Source organism: Microcoleus sp. F10-B2 (genome assembly GCF_036704965.1).
GTDB lineage: Bacteria > Cyanobacteriota > Cyanobacteriia > Cyanobacteriales > Microcoleaceae > Microcoleus.
Genome location: NZ_JAUBTB010000038.1, coordinates 18010 through 37645, shown reverse-complemented (window position 1 = coordinate 37645; position 19636 = coordinate 18010). Strand labels below are relative to the sequence as shown.

Here is a 19636-nt window from a genome sequence, read left to right as displayed (position 1 = left end):
ATGAAAGCAGTTAAGCTAGAAATTGGAGTTTTAAGGCTCTCTTGCTGCGAGGAAAGAGGAAGAAGGAAAGAGGAAGAAGGAAGGAGCCAGAAGAAGTGTTTTTACAAATATGAGATGCTCCCAGTGCGATCGACCTTTTTGATCCAATCCAAAACAGCCAAATCTCTAACTTGATTAGTCTGGGTTAATTCCCATTTCTCGCAACCGTTCCACCAAAATCTGCGATCGGCGTCGTTCTGCTGCTAAAGCGGTTTCTGCAAGTTCGGCCCGCTGGCGTTCTGCTGCTAAAGCGGTTTCTGCAAATTCGGCCCGCTGGCGTTCTTCCTCTAACAGTTGACAAATCTCAACGTAGGAGAAAAACCTCGTTCCATCCGGTCGATAAATTTGCAATTGAGAACCCGATAAATCGAAGCGAATTCCCAATCGAGGACTCGCCCAATTTTCCATTAATGCGATCGCATCTAACCCGTCTTCTGCCCGCAGCCAGCCTCTCAGTTGGTTGTTGCTAGGATTGTAGATGTAATATTCTTCAACTCCGTGGCGATCGTAAAATAGCAATTTCTTCTCCATTTCATCCTGCGTGTTGCCAGGAGAGAGAATTTCAAACACAACTTGCGGTGCAATTCCTGACTCATTCCACTGCTGGTAAGAACCGCGTCTCCCTTTCGGTATGCCGAACGCAACCATCACGTCGGGGGCATTAACAATATTCGGTCTTCCCTCGATTGGATACCAAAACAAATCACCCGCTACGAATACATTCTCGTCATTAGCATACATCCATTCTAAATTTTGTTCGATGACGAGAATCCAGCAAAATTGGTCAGTATTATTTGCCATTGGTAAGCCGTCGCTGTCGGGGTAAATAACTTCTTGCTGAGTAGGGGATGGGATTTTAGTTACCATAACAGTTGTCAGGGGTGAAAGACTGTTGAATTTAATTTTAGCAGTTTGGGAAGTAGTCAGAAGTGCGATTAAGATCGGGATAGCTACGCTTCACGACCTTTCTCAATATAATAACCTATTCCTCTTGCTCTCTTTTCTCTTCCTCAGCGCCCTCAGCGCCCTCTGTGGTTCATTAAAAAAAATCTCACTCAGCAGCGAAAATAGGGCAGACACCGCCCGCCCTACAAAACTACTTTCTCAGCAACTTCACGCCGCGAATCGAATAATCCAAAAGCTCAATTGGGTGCATTAAAGTAACTTCCTTTCCCTGCAACTCCAAATGCTTCTTAATTTGCAAAGAACAACCCGGATTAGAAGAAGCAATCAACTCCGCCCCAGTATTCAGCAAATTCTCCACCTTTTGCTGTCCCAATTCATCAGCAACCTCCGGCTGAAGCATATTGTAAACCCCCGCACTGCCGCAGCACAAAGCCGCATCCACAGGTTCTTTTAACTTCACCCCAGGGATTTGTTGCAGCAACTGACGCGGCTGCAAACTAATCTTTTGCCCGTGCAACAAATGACACGCATCCTGATAAACAATTGTTAAATCACCCTCAATCAAAGGATGGAGTTTCGCCGTAATTCCCGCACTTGCCAAAAACTCCTGCACGTCCTTCACATTAGCAGCAAATTTCTCAGCTTTCTCTCGATAATCCGGGTCATCTGCTAAAATGTGACCGTATTCTTTCAAAGTGTGACCGCACCCAGCAGCGTTGATTATCACCACATCAACGCCAGTATTTTCAAAGCTATCAATCATTTGTCTCGCCAAAGCTTTCGCCTGTTCCGCTTGCCCTTGGTGTTCCGGCAAAGCAGCACAGCATCCCTGACTTTTAGGAATCACAACCTCGCAACCGTTAGCCGTCAAAACTCGCACCGTAGCCTCATTAACTGGCGAAAATAACAGCCGCTGGACGCAGCCTAAAATCACGCCGACTCGATAGCGTTTCTCCCCTTGTGCCGGAATTACCTCAGGCAAATTATCCCGGAAAGAATCAACAGTAACTTTCGGCAAAATTGATTCCATCGCCGCCAAGCGGGGAAATACTTTTTTCAGCAAACCTGTTTTGCGGACAAGTTTTGGCAGTCCTAATTTTTGATAAACAAACAGGGGTACAAGCAAAGGCCGCAATCTGTGAGGATAAGGAAACAGATTAAAAATCAGAGTCCGCATTAGATTGTCGGAAAAAGTGCGTTCCTGATTTCTGGCAACTTGGTGGCGAGTTGCAGAAATTAATTTGTCGTATTGAACTCCAGACGGACAAGCTGTAACGCAGGCCAAACAGCCCAAACAAGTATCAAAATGCTGCGAGGTTGCTGCGTTTAAAGGTGCGTCGCCTTCGTTAATTGCATCCATTAAATAAATGCGGCCTCTAGGCGAATCCATTTCTTTGCCGAGTACGCGATAACTCGGACAAGTTGACAAGCAAAAGCCGCAGTGCACGCAAGTATCGATTAATTTCGGGTCGGGCGGATTTTTGGCGTCAAAACCCGGGATTTCAAGGGTTTCTAAGTGGGGATTTTGTGCTAAAAATTTGCTTTCTTTGGCTGGTATTAAATCGTCGCTGGGAACTTGAATTTTTTCTGATGTTTGCATAATATATTACCTAATTGTTTTGGTTCGTAGTAAGGACTTTAGTCCTTTCAAATTGCCAGCCTAAATTCATCAAGCAAACAAAAACTTCTCTTCTCTTCTTTTCTCTTCCTTCGCGCTCTTCGCGCCTTCGCGGTTCGTTAAAAACAAATCTAATTCACAAATAGACATCTCCCGAAAAGCCAGTATTTAACAGGCAGGATGCCTGTTACACAAGAATTATTCCAGAGGTCTAATGATTTAGGCCGGGATTCAATAAAAACTGAACTCCTTACTACAAAATTTAAACTAAATACCGCTGATAAAACGATGGGGACTCAAAAGATTTTCCGGGTCAAACTGATGTTTAATACGCTGCATTAAAGCGATCGCACTTCCAGTATAACCCCAAACATCTAACTGCCGCTTGATGTCGGTCGGCGCTGCTAAAACAGTCAGAAAACCGCCTTTGGCTTCGCACCCCCTGCGTACCTGCAACAGCGTATCCGCCGTCGCAGTCTCAAACCGCAACACCCCCAAACCGCTGCCTGCATGAATCAAAGCGTCCTGTACCGGCAATTCGTTAATGGCCGTTACAGCTTCCGACGATCTGATTCCTATTTTGCAAATAATTGCCGACTTTGTGCCAGAATCCCACATTGTTTCTGGCAATCTTTGCCATAACTGATGCTCATCATTTTCGCAGCAGCTAGTGCCTTGCAAACCCAACTTTTCGGCAACTTGCAGCAAGCGGGCTGATTGTTCTTTAACGCTCTCTGCGATACTTTGAAATCTTACTATCAATCCTTTGCCCTTTCCTAAACCTAATTTTGCTACTAAATCAGGTGACAGCAAATCAACGGCTGTCGGAGTCAAAGCAGAAGACAATAAGATTTGAGTTGCTTGAGCTAAAGCATTAGTTTCTCCTGTGAGCACTACGGTTCCCGACGCTTCAGGCAGCGGATAAACTCGGAAAGTTACTTGACTGATGACGCCCAATGTGCCGTAAGCACCGGTAAACAGTTTCATCAAATCGTAGCCGGCGACATTTTTAACAACTCGACCTCCGGCTACAGCAATTTGGCCGTCCGATCGCACAAAGCTAATTCCCAACAGCATATCGCGAACGCCCCGATAGCGGTGGCGCAGGGAACCCGCGTCAGCAGCAGCGACAATGCCGCCCAAGGTTGCTTCTTGTGGATATGCTGGGTCGATCGCCAAAAATTGATTTGCTCCGGCTAAAATTTTCTGCACGTCGGCAAACTTCATCCCGGCTTCGGCAGTCACCGTTAAATCGCCCACAGCGTGTTGTACAAGTCGATTGAGGCGCGAAGTGCTGACAGCCACAAGCCCCGCTGCATTAGAAGAACCCCCTAAATCTCCCTTAAAAAGACCCACTTGGAGTGAATTCTCCCTAGGGGAGTCTAATTTAACTAAACCGCCCCAATCAAGTTTGCTGCCGCTGCCACAAGACAAGACGGCACATCGATTTTGCGCAGCCCAAGCAATGACAGCCGCCAGTTCTTCCTGAGTATTCGGATAAAGGGTACAATCTACTTTCCTGTCGGCGGCAACAGCTTTTTGTATGCGTTCTTGCCAAAATGGCTCTGTATCTTGCCACAGACAGATGCCTGAAGCGCCGACAATGCTTTCTAATTCTTGTGTGCTAACGTAATTTTCGGTAGAAAAAAATTTCATTCAGGTTATCAGACGCCCGGTAAAACAAATAATCAAATGACTGCCTAAAACTATTAAATATTAAGAAGGGCGCGATATTGTAAACATGAAGAAACAAATGTCAGAAAACCGACTATCAGTAGGAATTACCGGTCTCAACGAAGTGATTGGCGGCGGCCTAATACCTCAGCGCTCTTATCTGGTGCGCGGCGGCCCGGGTACTGGCAAGACTACACTGGGCTTTCACTTTTTGGCCGCAGGTGTGGCTCTGGGAGAAAAGGTGCTGTTCATTACTTTAGGAGAACCGGAAGCGCAATTGCGCGCCAATGCCGAATGGCTCGGTTTTGACATCGAAGCGATCCCGTTCCTCGATTTGAGCCCCTCCTCAGAATTTTTTACCGAAGTTCAAACCTACGACATTTTTTCCGCCTCCGAGGTAGAACGAGAACCCACTACGCAAAAAATTATCGAACAGGTACAAGCTGTCAAACCGCAGCGGGTGTTTTTGGATGCGATTACTCAATTCCGCTACTTAGCTACAGACGAGTTCCAATTCCGCAAACAAGTTCTATCTTTTCTGCGCTTTTTAGTAGAAGGGGGGGCGACGGTGGTGTTCACCTCCGAAGGCACATCAAGTGCTCCCGATGATGATTTACAATTCATCAGCGACGGAGTAATTTATTTAGAACTGCTGCCTGAAGGGCGCACCGTGTCTGTCACCAAGTTTCGGGGTTCCAACTTTCGGGATGGCCGCCATTCGCTGCGTTTGAGCGAGACTGGAATGCAGATATTTCCGCGACTGCTGCCGGATAATTACCAGCAGGATTTTATCTCGGAGCCGATTTCTTCGGGGATTCCAGAAATGGACGAAATGCTGCACGGTGGATTGGAACGGGGTACTGTGTCGGTGATTAGCGGGCCTAGCGGTGTGGGAAAAACCACGGTGGGCATTCAGTTTATGAAGGAAGCAGCCGCAAGGGGGGAGCGATCGGTAGTTTACATTTTTGAGGAGTCAACTTCTACTCTGCTGCACCGCTGCGAATCAGTTAACATACCGATTCAGCAGATGATCGAGCAAAAAAGTCTTTCGGTGATACCTGTCGAACCTTTGCTGTACTCGCCTGATGAGTTTGCCAATATGGTACGCACAGAGGTGGAGGATCGTCAGACGCGGATTGTGATGATTGACAGTATTTCTGGCTATCAGCTTTCGATGCGGGGGCAAGATTTGGTTAGCAATTTGCACGCTTTGTGCAAGTATTTGAAGAATATGGGAGTCACGGTAATTCTGATTAATGAAATAGAAACTCTTGCTGGAGATTTCCGAATGACCGAGGTCGGCATTAGCTATTTGGCGGATAGTCTTGTGTTTATACGCTACCTGGAACATCAGTTGCAGGCTGGAACAGAAATCTGCAAGGCGATCGGAGTCATTAAAAAACGAGTCAGCAATTTCGAGAAAACTATGCGAGAACTCGATATTACTCGCTACGGTATCAAAGTCAGCAAACCAATACGGGGACTGCGCGGCATTTTGAGCGCTGCGCCGCTCTGGATGGATGTAGAAAGTGAAGATTGAAGCGGGGCTATTTCTGCTGTTTTTGGGCTAATCCCGGCTAATTTTGAAATAGTTAGTTTATTGCATAATTTAATGTTAATTTATTAGTACAATCTGTCGGGAGCATCTCATATTGGTAAAAACACTTCTTCTGGCTCCTTCCTTCTTCCTCTTTCCTTCTTCCTCTTTCCTCCTGCCCCGCAGCCTCGGGCCTCGGGCCTTAAAACTCCAATTTCTAGCTTAACTGCTTTCATTGAGATGCTCCCAATCTGTCTCTCTCATTTGTATGGTAGTCTCGCTCCCCCTCGCATCCCCCACCCTGCTTCAATCTAAAATCTAAAATCTCAAATCTAAAATCGATGGATGGATGATTAGCAATTCAAGAATTCTGGCGGTAGATCGCAACCAGCGCAATTTGGAACTGCTGTCGCAATTTCTGCACAAAGAAGGATACCAGACGATGATGGCTTCCAGCTTTGAGGAGTTTGGACGGGCGATCGACGAGCCTCATAAAATCGGGATAGCTTTAGTAGATATTTCTGGTTTCGACCGCCGGATTTGGGATTGCTGCGAACAACTGCGCAGTCACCAAATCCCTTTTTTAATACTTTCGCCCAAACAAAGCGCTGTGATTCAGCAGGAAAGCTTATGCCACGGTGCTCGCAGCATATTAATAAAACCTTTGGCCGTTAGACAGTTACTGAGCCTTGTTCACAGCTTGCTAGGAGAACCTCCGTGAGTCAAATTTTATTGCTTGTCGAACAAAAAGAAAATCGCCGCCTCTTGTTAGAATGGTTAGCAGTTAACTACGTGGTATTGCTGCCCACTTCAACTAATGAAATTGACGATTTATCGCAATTCAATCAATCCTTTGGCATGGGTATTATTGACGGTCTTGCCCTCAAACGCCACTGGCAGTGGGTAGCAAAAAAAAAACAAGCCGAACATCCGGTTATTCTGCCTTTTCTTTTAATTACATCGCGGTCGGATGTGGGGATGGCAACGCAATTTCTCTGGCAGACAGTAGATGATTTAATTCTAGCTCCGATTGAGAAGATAGAATTGCAAGCGCGGGTGGAGATTTTGTTGCGATCGCGGCAGTTGTCTTTAACCCTAAAATTGTCTCACGACCAACTCGATCGCTCCCTGCAAACAGCCCAAGAACTTAACGAGAGCAAAACATCTTTATTGTACATGATATCCCATGACGTTCGCAATCCTTTGAACTTCATCATTGGTACTACACAACTTCTTAGTAAGTACAAATTGAAATTAACAGAGGATAAAAAACAAGAACTGATAGATAAAACTCAAGCAGCAGCAAAAGGCATAGATTTGTTATTAGACGATGTTCTGCTCATCAACCGAGTTGAGTCAGGGAAAGTTGCGTTTTGCATAATCCCGCTAGACTTAGGAAGCTTTTGCAATCAGGTAGTAGAAGAGTTTCAGAACAGCCAGAAATTGAAACCTGAAAATTCTCAGGTGGCGCTGATTTTTGTCAATCACAGCCCCTCTGCGACTGCGTGTTTGGAGGCAAGCTTGCTCCGGCGGATTTTGATAAATTTGGTGTCTAATGCTATTAAGTATTCCCTCCCAAATACTCAAGTAACTCTTGAACTAAAAGTCACCGAAACCGAGGTAGTTTTCTCGGTAGAAGACGCAGGCATTGGTATTCCTGCTGAAGACCAAAAACGGCTATTTGAGTTTTTTTACCGGGCTAAAAATGTCACTCGAATTCCCGGTACTGGACTAGGGCTGAGCATTGTCAAAAAATGCGTTGATTTGCATGGTGGCGATATTACATTTACCAGTACCGAAGGAGTCGGTAGCAAATTTACAGTAACGTTGCCGATCGCAGAAGTTAGCAGCGCTCGAGTGTCCCCTGTAACGGATTAAACTATAGTAGGCATTATAAAAAAGCAATTCAATGTGGAACTTGAATATATAATGGCACTCATCCATTCAGCCCTCGCAGTAGCGGTAGTATTCCCAATTATTGGCACTGTTGTGAATGGGGCGTGACAGACTCGCCTGGGACCGCTGCAAACCGCTGACGGTAGCAAAAGCAAAATTCCCCCGGTTGTCGGCCCGGAACACCTAAAATTGGGCATATTGCTCACTGGTGCGATCGTCGGAATGGGAGCATCTCATATTTGTAAAAACACTTCTTCTGGCTCCTTCCTTCTTCCTCTTTCCTCCTGCCCCGCAGCCTCGGGCCTCCTGCCTTAAAACTCCAATTTATAGCTTAACTGCAAAAGTGAGATGCTCCCGTCGGAATTACCTTAATTGCCCTTGCCTACTCTATTTATTTTAACAGTATTGTGGAGAAGGAGTTGTGGAGCAAATCGCCGATGCAAGTGGCTTTCATTATACTAATGTTTGCCGAGACAATTGCTTGTTTTGGATTTTTATATCTAGCAAAAGAGAAACTTTGGCGGGGAGTATTTCCCGTTTCAACTGGTGTCGGTTTGGTAGTTTGCGGATTTCAATAGGCGATTTTTCGCAGGGATGATGAAAGGCTGGTTTATCATTTTTATTACGGCATCACTGCGGCACTGTTAAAGGTTTTTCCTGGGCAGTTACGCCGGAAATTTATCAGGAGGATCGCTCGCACCGCTGGCGAAAAATTCACACAGTTTTAAACTGCATCGCCCTGCTGCTATTTCTCGGTCAAAAAGTTACGGGTTATCGCGATTTGTTTTAGATTCCTTTAACCTGGCAAAAAGAACACCTCAATCGGTGAGGTTTCAAAAGTTAAAATTGTCAGAAACCAGCGCCCAAAATACAGTAAATTCATCTATTTTTTGTTGAGTATTTTTTTTATTCTGACTAATTCAAAGCTCTAAAGGAGCAATAGCGTTAAAGAAATTTTCGAGCAGCGAGCGCAACAAAGATTGAGTTGCTAAGATTAAACCCAATCGGGCTTGGGCGAGTTTTGGCTGTTCTATTTTAACTTCTCCCCAAATTCGGCACTGGCTGTAAAAAATCTGAAAGGCTTCGCTCAAATTATTGGCTAATTTGAAATAATTGACAGGTTTTTCGAGTTTTTTTGCCTCAAAATTCGGATATAAATTATCTAACACTGTTAACATTTGCGATATTAAACTGCGTTCTGCTGGATGCACTAACCGCAGTCGATCGCCCTCATCAATCCAAGGGATAGGATTTGGACTCGCCAGCGACCAAATTTGCGGCGCTGTAGTGACATCGGGCTGGGCGATCGCAATTATCCGATCGCGGTGGGCCATTCGCAGCAGGGAACAGCAGCGCGCGTGGCTGTACTGAATGGGAAACAGCCGATCGGCACACACAACAGGAGATAATATTCTAGATTCTGGAACTGGGAGGTTCGTTTGAGCTAAACGCTGCAACCAGACGGCTAAACCTGCATCAGTCAACTCCAACTCAATAATTCCCGCCGGCGCGACTTTAACGGCGAAATCTGGGTAGCACAGCGGTTCGAGAGTTTCGGCCAACTGTGCCGCGATTGTCTGCGGTGTCTGCTGCCAAGTTTTAGCCAATTTCAGGGCGATCGCAGACACGTACAGCACCCGCGCGCTATCTTTACTCCGATTTAACGGAAATATTGCACCATTCTCAATTACTTGTTTAGGAACAGGCAAGATGCCTGTGAAGCGAGAAGAAAATTCATCTCTCGCTTCACGGGCATCTTGCCCGTTCTTGAGAATGGTGTCACCTATGAGATTTAACGGAATTTTCCCTAGTGTCTCTTGCTGGGCGATCGCGCTTTGGAACCTTGAAAGCAAGAAACACTTCACTGTAAGTTCTGGGCACTGCGAGAGATTTGCTGTATCCATATCGGCCGCTCCTGCGGTAACAGGGACTGTTGACTGTTACCGCTTGCACTGTTGTTGTACGTTAAACCGCTGATGTCAGAGATGCTCGATCGACTCCCTCGGACGGGGCTACATCGAATTAATCTGCTTTATAGCGATTTTTGGGCTAAATATTACAATAAATTTACGACAAATTTTTTGCTGACCTCTACCATTTTGATGTATTTTTTGCTACATTGAATCTTTCGGTAAAACTAAGAAAAATCTGCACAGTTAAGAAGCGTGCAAGCTTGATCGGGGGTTGGCTGTCTCACTTTGTATCGCGCTGCGAGCAAAAACCGTTTTTGTCAATGATTAAATATATCCCAGAGCCTCACCTATGCAATCAACTTCCACACCTCTAGAGACTATCGATCGACCGTTTATCACTTGGCAGCGAATTATCGACTGGGCCCAGGAACACTACCGCTGCCGGACTTTTAGCAAAGACGAGCGGATTCCCGCAAGACCCGGACTGCTGTATTTAGTCCAGAAAGGTTCTGTGCGGCTCGTAGGCAGCGCTCAAGTTAGCGCCGCAGCGGCGAAGTCAAAATCCGCTGACAAAACTACAGAAGAAGCTTTTTTGGGCTTCGTCGGCGCCGGTCAGCCTTTTGAACTGGTTGCTCAGTCTCCGTTTACTCTCCAAGCTTACGCCCATGCCGATCAAACTCACGTAGTGTGGATGTACTGGCACGACTTGGATAATTGGCCTCACTTTCGCAGGGAAATTTTGGATGCGTTTCGCTACCAGCACCAGCGGAAACTTCTCTGGCTGAGCACTTTGGGACAGCGCCGGACGATCGACCGACTGCTGGGATTTCTCACTTTGTTGATCGAAGAGTTCGGCGAACCTTACGTAGGTGAGGACGAACCGGAGGTGGTTCGGGGCTACCGGCTGCCTTGGACGTTGACTCACGCTCAAATTGGCAGCGCCATCGGCTCAACGCGGGTGACGGTGACGCGGCTGATGGGTAAGTTGCGATCGAAAGGTTTGATTAATACTGAGGATGATAATTTAATCTGTTTGCCGGCTAAGTCTAACCCTCAAAAGACAAAAAACCCAAAGCAGGATGTAGAAGCATTCCTCGAAGATTCTCTCGACGAAGATTCTCTCGACGACGATTCTCTCGACGAAGATTCCCTCGACGAAGATTCCCTCGAAGATTCTCTCGAAGAATCTGCATAAAATCCTGCGGGCAATTGCCAACAAACAGCGCGTCGCTATTAGTTGTTGGCTGTCGCGCTCAGTCGCTCGACAGTGTACGATGAATTGTGTAAACTTTTCCCGTTCTCGAAAGGTGCGACTGGCAATGACCGATAACAAGCAAAAATCTACTATCCCGAACAGTCAGCAACGGGTGGTATTCTGCGACTTTGACGGGACGATAACCGTTGAAGAAACTTTTGTGGCAATGCTCAAGCATTTCGCACCGGAATTGTCGTCTCAACTGATGCCTGAAATATACGCTAGAAGGCTGAGTTTGCGATCGGGAGTGCGGCAGATACTAGAGTCTATTCCCTCGGAATGTTACGGGGAAATTGTGGAATTTTCTAGGGGAAAGCTGATGCGGCCGGGATTGGTGGAATTGCTGGATTTTTTGGACGAGAAAAAGGTAGATTTTGCGATCGTGTCCGGCGGTCTTCGGGTCATGGTAGAGACGGTAATGGGCGATTTGGTACACCGGGCGAGCGTTATTTACGCTGTGGATGTCGACGCTAGCGGCCCTCGCTTGCAAGTCAATTCTGAGTTTGAAGGAGATGAGGAATTGGTGTCTAAGGTGCGGGTGATGGGGCAGCACCCCGCCGAGGAACAGGTGGCAATCGGAGATTCGCTGACGGATTTTAATATGGCTTTGCAGGCTTCGTCGGTGTTTGCGCGCGATCGGCTTGCCCAGTATCTAGACGAACAACAAAAGCCTTATACTAAATGGGATAATTTTTTTGATATCTTGGAAAGTTTGTCCCAGAAATGGAATTGAAACTATCGCCTTTCTCAGGTAATATAAATTCCGTTTGCATCGGTATTGTATGATGTTAAATTTTGTAGGGGCGGGTTCACCAACAATAATTGCCCGTAATAAACAATATAATAAACCCGCCTCCGTGCAGATAAGTCCGATGCGACCGAATTTGATATAAGCTTTGCACGAATTACCCTACGTTTAGATAGGCGAGCGCAATTCCTATTAACCTAAAAAGTAGATCAAAAACTGAGGATTTATAAAAAATGAGTGGCGATTTGAGATCCGATTTAATTGCAGCAGCCAAACATTTTTACGATCGCGGTTGGATGGTTGGTACTGCTGGCAATCTTTCAGCCCGCTTACCAGATGGCAGTTTTTGGATTACTGCTAGCGGCCGCGCGAAAGGGCAGTTAACAGAAGCAGATTTTATCAGAATGAGCTCAGACGGCGCAATTGTCGAGCAACCTGTTCCCGACAGCCGCCCTTCGGCCGAAACCAGCATTCATTTAGCAGTTTACAATTGTTTTCCAGACGCTAAAGCTTGCTATCACGTCCACTCCATCGAGGCAAATTTAGTTTCTCGGCTAACAGCAGGAGATGCAGTGCCTTTACCCGCGATCGAAATGCTGAAAGGTTTGGGGATATGGGAGGAAAACCCGCAGGTGGCGATACCCCTATTTGCAAATTATTTGGAAGTCCCTAAAATAGCCAAGGAAATTGGCGAATTCTTTGCCATTTCTGCACCCTCTGTACCCGCTTTGTTAATTCGCGATCACGGCATCACAGTCTGGGCAAACTCGCCAGCGGCCGCCTACAATTACGTTGAAATTGTAGAATACATTTTTCGCTATACGATCGCAGCCCGCCAATTAAATTTAGATTTGAGATGGTAGATTAGGACAGCAGAGGTAGGGACACGGCACTGCCGTGTCCCTACGGTACTCGCGAACGGGGGTGTACTTCATAAACCTAGAATCTGGTGTATGTAGGGTGTGCCGGGCCGCCCACATTACCGCTATGAGTAGCCCGTCAAACCACTTTTGCGTCCAGGACTGCAGGAAACGAGCAAACATCCAGAATAGACAACAATATAGACAACAATTATGGCTAAATATACCAGGATTTTATCCATAGATGGAGGCGGAATTAGAGGAATTATCCCCGCGCAAGTAGGAGTTAGCATTGAGTCAAAGCTGCAACAGAAAAGTGGCAACCCAGATGCGAGAATAGCTGACTATTTTGATTTAATCGCCGGCACGAGTGCGGGAGGAATTTTAACTTGCATCTATTTGTGTCCCGATCCTGAAAATCCCAGCAGACCTCGGTGGTCTGCCCAAGACGCTGTTAATTTTTCGATTAAGAGCGGTCGCGACGTTTTTAAGAGTTCATTTTGGCAAAAACTCAGATCTATAGACGGTTTGATAGATGAGAAATATGCGAGCGATCGCTTAGAAAAATTATTTTGGGAAAACTTTAGAGATTGCAAACTCAGCGAACTGCTAAAACCTTGTTTAATTTCCAGTTACGACATCGAAAGGAGAAAAGCTCACTTTTTCGATCGAATAGATGCTCAACAATATCCAGCAGAAGACTATTTTATCAGAGATATAGCCAGAGCCACATCTGCCGCTCCCTCTTATTTTGAAGTTCCAAAAATCTACTCTTTGACTAACGAACGCTACGCTTTAATTGACGGGGGAGTATTCGCAAACAATCCGGCACTTTGTGCCTATGCAGAAGTTAGAAATAAATTCAGAATTCCAGACGAGCGCCGCGACAAAGGCCCGACAGCAAAAGATATGGTAATTTTATCCTTGGGGACGGGAGAAGCTCAGAAAAAATTCCCCTACGAAGAAGTGAAAAATTGGGGTCAAGTTGAGTGGGTTGAGCCTTTGATTAATATCATGATGACGGGAGTTGCTGAAACTGTAAATTATCAAATAATCCAAATTTACGATGCGGTTGAAAGACCGAATCAATATTTGAGAATTAGTCCAGATTTGAACCGCGAACAACCGCTGCCGATTGATGATGCCTCGGAAGAGAAGATATCGGAACTGCTGAGAATTGGCAAGGATCAAGCCGAAAAATATAATGAACAGTTGGATAAGTTTATCGACTTGTTGCTTGCCGAATAGTCATAATATTTTAGATTTTAGATTTTAGATTTTAGATTGGGAAATGAGTGATGATTACCGCAGAATCAATCAGTGCCAATCTAAAATCTAAAAAAGTATAGCGTACCAACTGCCGGGCAGGCAGACAGAAAATATATGTTGACAAATCGTGGAATAATTGCTGTAGGATTGCCGAAAATCTCTATGTGGCAGTGCTTCGCCCTGTTTGCAATTAATCGCGAGCCCTCAGTCATTGGTTAAAAAATATCAAGAACGCGATCGACATTTAGATGAAACCTTCAAGAGCAGGTGGTTTCAGCGGTTTTTAGTGACGCTGTTCCTGGGCGGCCAAGTGCTGCTGCGGATACTCCAAGGCAAAATAGACCGCCGCCAAATCATGGAACATTTAGTAACAGTAGGCCTGGATTCCTTCCGCTCCGTGCTGCTAATAGCCCTTTTTGCCGGCATGATTTTTACCGTTCAATCCGGCAGAGAATTGGTTCGGTTTGGGGCGGTTGGGGCGGTTGGAGGTGCTTTTGCTGTGGCATTTTGTCGCGAATTAGCACCACTTTTAACGGCCGGCGTGGTGGCGGGACAAGTAGGTTCTGCCTTTGCGGCGGAGATAGGAGAAATGCAGGTGACGGAACAAATAGACGCCCTGTATATGTTAAGAACAAATCCGGTTGATTATTTAGTAGTGCCGAGGGTGATAGCTTGCTGCATCATGCTGCCGATTTTAACAATTTTTGCGGTAGCGGTGGGGATTTTGGGCGGGCTGTTTGTGGCGGTTAATTTTTACAATTTGGAACCGTCGGTATTTTTGGAATCGGTGCGGACTTTTTTGGGGCCTTGGGATTTAGTAAATGTGGCGATTAAGAGTTTTATTTTTGGGTTAATAATTGCCCTTGTCGGTTGCGGTTGGGGGTTGACGACGGCGGGTGGAGGGAAAGGAGTAGGCCAAGCTGCAACGGCGGCGGTGGTAACTTCTTGGGTGTTTATTTTTGTCGCGGATTTGTTTTTATCGCTGTGGATGTTTCACGAGTTGGGGATTCCGAAAAGTTGATAATCTTGGCGATTTTAGCCGGAGTCAGGAGTCATTCGATTTTAGATTTTAGATTTTAGATTTTGGATTGACTTGCGCGAGATAAATGCTCTTTCTTGAGGATTTTCGATTTGAGATGCTTTCGATTGATTCGACGGATAAATCACGTGGCGGGTACCATCAAGAAATTCGCTTGTCAAGATGCTTAAATATTAAGGGTTTGAAGAATCATCAACGCCCAACGTCGGTAAGGCGATGGCTAAAAAATAACATGAAGATTTTTTCAACCGCAGATGAACGCAAATAAACGCTGATAAAATTGCATCAGCGTTTATTTGCGTTCATCCGCTGATATCTGCGGTTTAAAACTTTCAACTTGAGACTTTAGATTGGAGAAAGGAGGGCGATACACTCGAATTGCTTTAATTGGCACTTTCCCGTCAGTTTCGGGGACGATTTCGAGGGTGTGTTTGGAGTTGCTCAAATTCTGAGCTAATGTTGTAGGGTATTCGCGGCTTGAATCTGCAATCTTTGGCCGAACGTATGAATCAACAAACATCGGGCGCACCTGCCAGGAAATCTCAAAGCCTTTAGGCGTCTGTTTTTTAGAGTATTCATAGGCATTTTTCAGCCACCAGTTTCTCGCTTCAATCACGACGCGGCCAGAGTTTGAGATAAAAAGTTCGCCGTTTTTACCGCTGCCGTCGTAACCTGTTTTAGAACCTACAACGTCAAATTTAAACTTGCTGGCGTCGCTGTTAATCTCAGTAATTACGGCTTTCCAATCTTCGACGATTAGCGGTTTTTGGCTGGATACTTGGAGAATAGCCGGCCAAGCGACACCAAGACTGAGGCTAGGTCTGGTGATGCTGTAAAGTTCAGGAAATTCTGAGGGTTTTTTGCCGTCGATCGCAATTCTAGCAGAAATTGCGTTGCCGTTGAAGGTTTTATCGGCGATCGCATCTATTCTATTTCCTTCAAATTCTAAAACCAACTTCCCATCTTGCCATTTAACATCGCTGCCAACTGTATAGGTTTTAACTAAATCCTGCTGCGGTTGAGAAGAATTTGGGTTGTATCGCAGGTGCGGTTTAATGAAAGCAGCTAGCAGAAAATTTCCCCAATCGTTGAGGTGAATTTCATCCTTCAATAGCTGTTGTGGCTGCAAGCGATTATCTTTCAAATACCTGCGCCAAGGTTCGCGAATTTCGGCGATTTCGCAGCCGTATTTATCGGCTAACTCAGGCAGCCATTGAGTAGAATGAGTATTGTGCCATTCGTATCTGTTTACTTGTTCTGGGTCGTCGCTGCTGCCTGTCGGCATCCAGTCGATGTGGTCTGAATGCAAGAGTATTTCGCTAGCAGTGCGACGGCGGACATTGGCAATTATGGTTTCGTAATCTTCACCGCCTCCGTAGACGTGAAAAATTAGCAAATCAGGATAAAAAGGGTACAAATCGTGTTCGCTGGGACGGATTAAAATTGGGGCATAAAATCCTCCGATCGCCCGATTTTCCACAATTAAATCTGCATTGGGAAATCGCTGTTTCAAATCCTTTACTACATCTTTCCACCAATCTTGTTCTGTGATGGATTGACCGTAGAATAGAATACGCACTTGGCGGCGGTTTTTTGGAGTGCTAGCCGCAAGTAGCCCCATAGTCCTTTGAATCCTCGCTCCAAAAGTAGCATTATTTTCAATAGGAGCGGGTGGGGGAAATGGCGTATCGGCAGCGATTATTTTGATGAGCGGAACTAACAGAAAGCTCACACACAAAAAAAGCAGCCACAAGTAGCGGTAAATTTTTGATTTTATGCTCTTTCCCTGCCGTTTGGCCATTGTTTTATTTGTCCGTTCTGTAAAACCTACTCATAACTAAGCTGTTGGGCATCTAAGTTAGATTTGTGGGCGGGTTATGAGAACCTACCCCACAAAAACTTCATCAAACTTGACTGTAAAATTTAGATACGCTTGGACTTACCAAGAGTAGCTGTAGGGTGCTCTTCGGCGCACCTTACGAGAGCTTTCGGGTACAGGACGCGACCTCACGAGTAGCTTTCGAGTACAGGGCTGGCACACCTCACGAGTAGCTGTAGTTTAGCCTTTATCGAAATATATTACCAAATTGAGCGAGACAAAAAGTGATATAATGCCAGCTAATTAATTGCAGGAGATCGATCGCACGTCAAATGGATTACAAAACAGCCCGCAGTTTTCTGATCGACCAAGGAACCGCCCTCGAAACCAAGAAAAATCCCGACGCCTTCCTGATGCGTCTCAAACAAGGTCAGCCGCCCGTACCGGGACAAGTGACATCGATTTTATTAGCTTTAAAAATATTGTTTGAAGGGCTGCAAGAATCTCCAATGCTCGATCGACAATTAATCTCGGCACTGCATTTACTGTCAGTAGAAGGTTTGCAGCAATTTGAAGCTGGACTGCGCAGAGGAGTTTCTTGGCCGCCGCTGCTGAAGGAAGACTTAAATCGAATTGCCATCGCAGTCAAAAATATCTTTTCCGGCGTCTGGCAATAATTAGCTCGGCAACCACCGATCCCGCTCCCCACCGCCAGCAAACTCAAAATTTTATCCTACAAATTTTTGTAAAATTTTATGTTAATCTGGCTACATTTACCCTCAAATTGTGGCAGTTTAATATAATCGGTTCTAACCAGCAATTGGAGAAACTACTCATGAACGCAGAAGAACAGGCTAGACAACTAATTGCACGAGAAAGGCAGCATAGCGAACACTTGCAAGAATCTATGCTCAACCGTTCCTCCCACGAGCTAGAAACACCTCGGGAGGGAATTGCTGAAGAAAAAGCCAGAGAATTAATGGCTCAAGAAAGGCAGCACAGCGAACACCTGCACGACTCTATGTTAAGCCGTTCCTCCCAAGAGGTAGAGGGATCGATCGCACCCGATGACACTGACAAATAAATTTTGTTAACACAAGACTTACAGACAAAAAACCAAGAAACCTGGTTTTTATACCACAAAAAACGGCTGTCAAAATGTTTTTGTGTAAACAACCAGGTTTCTGCGTCCTGCAATAGTTCAGCAGAGCAAAACTATACTCAAATCGAGGCGGATTTCAGGTGCAATCAAAACAGCCCGTGCTTAGTTTGCAGCCGCTATCACCAACCTCAACGCGCCCTGCATATATAGCAAGAGAAAATGCCAAGTTCTACTGCTCGCGAAAGCTTTCGAGGGATGCCAAAAGACTTGGCAGTCCGGCCAGGGTAGCAGACACCAAAGCCTCATCTTTGTAAACTCGCGATCGGACAATACGGATACTTTTGGACGCAGAGATTATAGAGTCTCGCCGTTCCGAATTTCCGGTTTCAACCCGCCCTAAATTTTTTGTTTCTCGCGTCACACAAAACATAGCAGTATCCTCAGTTTATCCCTAGATATGCGCCCGTCAATTTTCTCAGGGCTTGGCTCAATATTTTTATTATTATTCAGATAGGTAACAGAAAGAAAACCATGAAATAATTATTTACGAGAGTCAGGGATCGAGTAAAACTGCATAACAAGTCTTAAGCTGTTACGCATTTAAACCATTAACGAGCCAGGTAAGGTGCGTCAGCTAGAACACTTACTATACATGGGAAACGCTTCTTTACGCTCCGCACCCTACTATCCTCCTTTAAATGCCGAACAGCTTATTAATTTGTTACAGGCCCCTCCTGTTTAAGCCGATCGCCCGCGACGACACAGACACCAGCAATCAAAAAGGCGATCGCCCCCACAATCGCCGTTGTAACAGCAGGAATCGCCTTTGGTGCCACAAACACCACAGAGTATAAACTCATCCCCAGGGAAAAACCGCCAAAATACAACCCTACGCCGAATCCTCCTCTGCGCGGAGGTACCAGAGACAAAGCAAAAGGAACTGTACCAGTAGCAATCAAACTGTTGGTAAAAATCACAGCCAAAACAGTCGCAGCCACCATCACCAACCCCTGACTAAAAACCATTGCTAACAGCAAAATAGCCGTTGCTACCAATCCACCCAACAGCATCCGCTGGTTTCCCCAGCGCACCGCAATCACCCCAGCTAGCAAAGAAGCAACAGCTAAAGCCAAAGTAAATCCCGCCATTAACAACTTACTATCAACACCGGCTATTTGAGTTTGGAAAACATGGGGCAAAATCCGTTCCCCCATCGCCCGACTTCCCCAAGCAACAGCGATTCCCGTCACCGCAATTAACCCCACCGCTGTGATAGAAACTCCCTCAGAAATTGCACTAGCCGGAAGCAATTCCGACAGCGCAACATCAGGATTAACCGATCGCAAAAAAGCCACCGCACCCAACAATACAAACGAACCAACAGCAAAAGCAAAAGCTGGCCCCAAACTCAGAATAAAATCCCCCGCAACAGGCCTTGCCGCCCCAACCAATCCCCCTACAAGCACCAACAAACTCATGGCTTGGGGCAACTGGCTTTGAGTTGCATATTGGCCCAACAGCGACACTGCGGGCGATCGAAACATCGCCATTGCGATCGACCAAGCTACTATTACCGCAGGCAAAATCCAGCGCAGGGGCGAGACTGGATTGCCGAAAATAAAAATAACCGGAATCGCAATAAATAGCACCGACGACAGAATAGTGCCGACAACAATTAGCGGAAAACGAGTGCCCATCCAGTGACGCTGCTTGTCAGAAAGCCAGCCAAAAAAAGGTTCGATCGCAATTGCCAAAGAATCCTCTAAAATTCCGATACCCCTGTCGAATCCCGCGAAACCAAATCCCGCTAAAAGTTGAGGCAAATACAGTCGGTAAAGCATCCAAGTCAGAGTAATTGCCCCCTGCAAAGCTGCCACGCCTCCCACTTGCCGCCACAAAATTAAAGACTGAGATTGAGATTTTTTCATGTTTTTGACAAAATTTTATGCGATCGGCAGGGG

General features: G+C 45.9%; 19 protein-coding genes and 1 pseudogene. 12 read left to right on the top strand and 8 right to left on the bottom strand.

The annotated features are described in order from the left end of the window. A complete protein-coding gene (locus QUA99_RS16380) occupies positions 1-174 on the top strand; it encodes a hypothetical protein (RefSeq protein WP_333238484.1) in 174 nt (57 codons plus the stop codon). Here QUA99_RS16380 and QUA99_RS16375 read toward each other — a convergent pair whose 3' ends face one another. The 3 genes from QUA99_RS16375 to QUA99_RS16365 all read right to left on the bottom strand — a co-directional run bounded on the left by QUA99_RS16375 (position 175) and on the right by QUA99_RS16365 (position 4219). Then, positions 175-906, bottom strand: a complete 732-nt coding sequence (locus QUA99_RS16375; RefSeq protein WP_333238486.1) for a Uma2 family endonuclease — start codon at positions 904-906, stop codon at positions 175-177. Between the two features lie 229 nt (positions 907-1135). Continuing rightward, a complete protein-coding gene (locus tag QUA99_RS16370; protein ID WP_333238488.1) occupies positions 1136-2545 on the bottom strand; it encodes a heterodisulfide reductase-related iron-sulfur binding cluster in 1410 nt (469 codons plus the stop codon). Positions 2546-2830: 285 nt separating this feature from the next. Further along, on the bottom strand, positions 2831-4219 hold the full coding sequence (locus QUA99_RS16365; protein WP_333238490.1) for an FAD-binding oxidoreductase: 1389 nt from the start codon (positions 4217-4219) through the stop codon (positions 2831-2833). 97 nt (positions 4220-4316) lie between these two features. Between QUA99_RS16365 and QUA99_RS16360 the strand changes: the two genes are divergently transcribed. Next, positions 4317-5777, top strand: coding sequence for an ATPase domain-containing protein (locus QUA99_RS16360; RefSeq protein ID WP_333238492.1), 1461 nt, complete (start codon positions 4317-4319; stop codon positions 5775-5777). A 107-nt stretch (positions 5778-5884) separates the two neighbouring features. On the opposite strand, the gene QUA99_RS16355 is transcribed toward QUA99_RS16360, so the two are convergent. Beyond that, positions 5885-6010, bottom strand: a complete 126-nt coding sequence (locus QUA99_RS16355) for a hypothetical protein (protein WP_333238494.1) — start codon at positions 6008-6010, stop codon at positions 5885-5887. A 113-nt stretch (positions 6011-6123) separates the two neighbouring features. On the opposite strand from QUA99_RS16355, the gene QUA99_RS16350 reads away from it, so the two are divergent. The 3 genes and pseudogenes from QUA99_RS16350 to QUA99_RS33150 form a co-directional block, all read left to right on the top strand. After that, a complete protein-coding gene (locus QUA99_RS16350; RefSeq protein ID WP_333238496.1) occupies positions 6124-6495 on the top strand; it encodes a response regulator in 372 nt (123 codons plus the stop codon). Further along, complete coding sequence (locus tag QUA99_RS16345) at positions 6492-7652, top strand: HAMP domain-containing sensor histidine kinase (protein ID WP_333238498.1); 1161 nt, start codon at positions 6492-6494, stop codon at positions 7650-7652. The genes QUA99_RS16350 and QUA99_RS16345 overlap by 4 nt, the downstream gene beginning before the upstream one ends. Positions 7653-8334: 682 nt before the next feature. Next, positions 8335-8460 (top strand): annotated as a pseudogene (locus QUA99_RS33150) (DUF4079 family protein); the annotation flags it as partial. A gap of 130 nt (positions 8461-8590) precedes the next feature. Here QUA99_RS33150 and QUA99_RS16340 read toward each other — a convergent pair. Beyond that, positions 8591-9574 (bottom strand): DALR anticodon-binding domain-containing protein, encoded by a 984-nt coding sequence (locus tag QUA99_RS16340; protein ID WP_333238500.1) that lies wholly within the window; start codon positions 9572-9574, stop codon positions 8591-8593. A gap of 358 nt (positions 9575-9932) precedes the next feature. Between QUA99_RS16340 and QUA99_RS16335 the strand changes: the two genes are divergently transcribed. The 5 genes from QUA99_RS16335 to QUA99_RS16315 all read left to right on the top strand — a co-directional run bounded on the left by QUA99_RS16335 (position 9933) and on the right by QUA99_RS16315 (position 14736). After that, positions 9933-10778 carry a Crp/Fnr family transcriptional regulator gene (locus QUA99_RS16335; protein ID WP_445251016.1) on the top strand — a complete coding sequence of 282 codons (846 nt, stop codon included), beginning with the start codon at positions 9933-9935 and terminating at the stop codon, positions 10776-10778. 124 nt (positions 10779-10902) lie between these two features. Beyond that, positions 10903-11571 (top strand): HAD-IB family phosphatase, encoded by a 669-nt coding sequence (locus QUA99_RS16330; RefSeq protein WP_333238502.1) that lies wholly within the window; start codon positions 10903-10905, stop codon positions 11569-11571. 248 nt (positions 11572-11819) lie between these two features. Beyond that, positions 11820-12449 carry a methylthioribulose 1-phosphate dehydratase gene (mtnB, locus tag QUA99_RS16325; protein ID WP_333238504.1) on the top strand — a complete coding sequence of 210 codons (630 nt, stop codon included), beginning with the start codon at positions 11820-11822 and terminating at the stop codon, positions 12447-12449. A gap of 210 nt (positions 12450-12659) precedes the next feature. Continuing rightward, a complete protein-coding gene (locus tag QUA99_RS16320) occupies positions 12660-13694 on the top strand; it encodes a patatin-like phospholipase family protein (RefSeq protein ID WP_333238506.1) in 1035 nt (344 codons plus the stop codon). Between the two features lie 232 nt (positions 13695-13926). Continuing rightward, entirely contained in the window at positions 13927-14736 is an 810-nt protein-coding gene (locus QUA99_RS16315) for an MlaE family lipid ABC transporter permease subunit (protein ID WP_333238508.1), read from the top strand. 310 nt (positions 14737-15046) lie between these two features. Here the strand turns inward: QUA99_RS16315 and QUA99_RS16310 are convergent, their stop codons facing one another. Further along, positions 15047-16375: an SGNH/GDSL hydrolase family protein gene (locus QUA99_RS16310; RefSeq protein ID WP_333238510.1), complete on the bottom strand. Its 1329-nt coding sequence runs from the start codon at positions 16373-16375 to the stop codon at positions 15047-15049. Positions 16376-16905: 530 nt separating this feature from the next. On the opposite strand from QUA99_RS16310, the gene QUA99_RS16305 reads away from it, so the two are divergent. Both QUA99_RS16305 and QUA99_RS16300 read left to right on the top strand, forming a co-directional pair. Continuing rightward, positions 16906-17250: a hypothetical protein gene (locus tag QUA99_RS16305; RefSeq protein ID WP_015174589.1), complete on the top strand. Its 345-nt coding sequence runs from the start codon at positions 16906-16908 to the stop codon at positions 17248-17250. Positions 17251-17408: 158 nt separating this feature from the next. Further along, positions 17409-17657, top strand: a complete 249-nt coding sequence (locus QUA99_RS16300) for a hypothetical protein (protein ID WP_333238512.1) — start codon at positions 17409-17411, stop codon at positions 17655-17657. A gap of 247 nt (positions 17658-17904) precedes the next feature. Here QUA99_RS16300 and QUA99_RS16295 read toward each other — a convergent pair whose 3' ends face one another. Both QUA99_RS16295 and QUA99_RS16290 read right to left on the bottom strand, forming a co-directional pair. Beyond that, positions 17905-18105 (bottom strand): hypothetical protein, encoded by a 201-nt coding sequence (locus QUA99_RS16295; protein ID WP_333343409.1) that lies wholly within the window; start codon positions 18103-18105, stop codon positions 17905-17907. 283 nt (positions 18106-18388) lie between these two features. Next, positions 18389-19603 carry a hypothetical protein gene (locus QUA99_RS16290; RefSeq protein ID WP_333238513.1) on the bottom strand — a complete coding sequence of 405 codons (1215 nt, stop codon included), beginning with the start codon at positions 19601-19603 and terminating at the stop codon, positions 18389-18391. Positions 19604-19636: the final 33 nt, after the last annotated feature.

Coding starts and splice junctions, on each gene's coding strand:
- QUA99_RS16380 (WP_333238484.1), top strand. CDS start 1: ATGAAAGCAGTTAAGCTAGAAATTGGAGTTTTAAGGCTCTCTTGCTGC.
- QUA99_RS16295 (WP_333343409.1), bottom strand. CDS start 18,105: ATGTTTTGTGTGACGCGAGAAACAAAAAATTTAGGGCGGGTTGAAACC.
- QUA99_RS16340 (WP_333238500.1), bottom strand. CDS start 9,574: ATGGATACAGCAAATCTCTCGCAGTGCCCAGAACTTACAGTGAAGTGT.
- QUA99_RS16320 (WP_333238506.1), top strand. CDS start 12,660: ATGGCTAAATATACCAGGATTTTATCCATAGATGGAGGCGGAATTAGA.
- QUA99_RS16310 (WP_333238510.1), bottom strand. CDS start 16,375: ATGGGGCTACTTGCGGCTAGCACTCCAAAAAACCGCCGCCAAGTGCGT.
- QUA99_RS16375 (WP_333238486.1), bottom strand. CDS start 906: ATGGTAACTAAAATCCCATCCCCTACTCAGCAAGAAGTTATTTACCCC.
- mtnB (WP_333238504.1), top strand. CDS start 11,820: ATGAGTGGCGATTTGAGATCCGATTTAATTGCAGCAGCCAAACATTTT.
- QUA99_RS16365 (WP_333238490.1), bottom strand. CDS start 4,219: ATGAAATTTTTTTCTACCGAAAATTACGTTAGCACACAAGAATTAGAA.
- QUA99_RS16370 (WP_333238488.1), bottom strand. CDS start 2,545: ATGCAAACATCAGAAAAAATTCAAGTTCCCAGCGACGATTTAATACCA.
- QUA99_RS16355 (WP_333238494.1), bottom strand. CDS start 6,010: ATGAAAGCAGTTAAGCTAGAAATTGGAGTTTTAAGGCCCGAGGCCCGA.
- QUA99_RS16290 (WP_333238513.1), bottom strand. CDS start 19,603: ATGAAAAAATCTCAATCTCAGTCTTTAATTTTGTGGCGGCAAGTGGGA.
- QUA99_RS16300 (WP_333238512.1), top strand. CDS start 17,409: ATGAACGCAGAAGAACAGGCTAGACAACTAATTGCACGAGAAAGGCAG.
- QUA99_RS16335 (WP_445251016.1), top strand. CDS start 9,933: ATGCAATCAACTTCCACACCTCTAGAGACTATCGATCGACCGTTTATC.
- QUA99_RS16360 (WP_333238492.1), top strand. CDS start 4,317: ATGTCAGAAAACCGACTATCAGTAGGAATTACCGGTCTCAACGAAGTG.
- QUA99_RS16330 (WP_333238502.1), top strand. CDS start 10,903: ATGACCGATAACAAGCAAAAATCTACTATCCCGAACAGTCAGCAACGG.
- QUA99_RS16350 (WP_333238496.1), top strand. CDS start 6,124: ATGATTAGCAATTCAAGAATTCTGGCGGTAGATCGCAACCAGCGCAAT.
- QUA99_RS16305 (WP_015174589.1), top strand. CDS start 16,906: ATGGATTACAAAACAGCCCGCAGTTTTCTGATCGACCAAGGAACCGCC.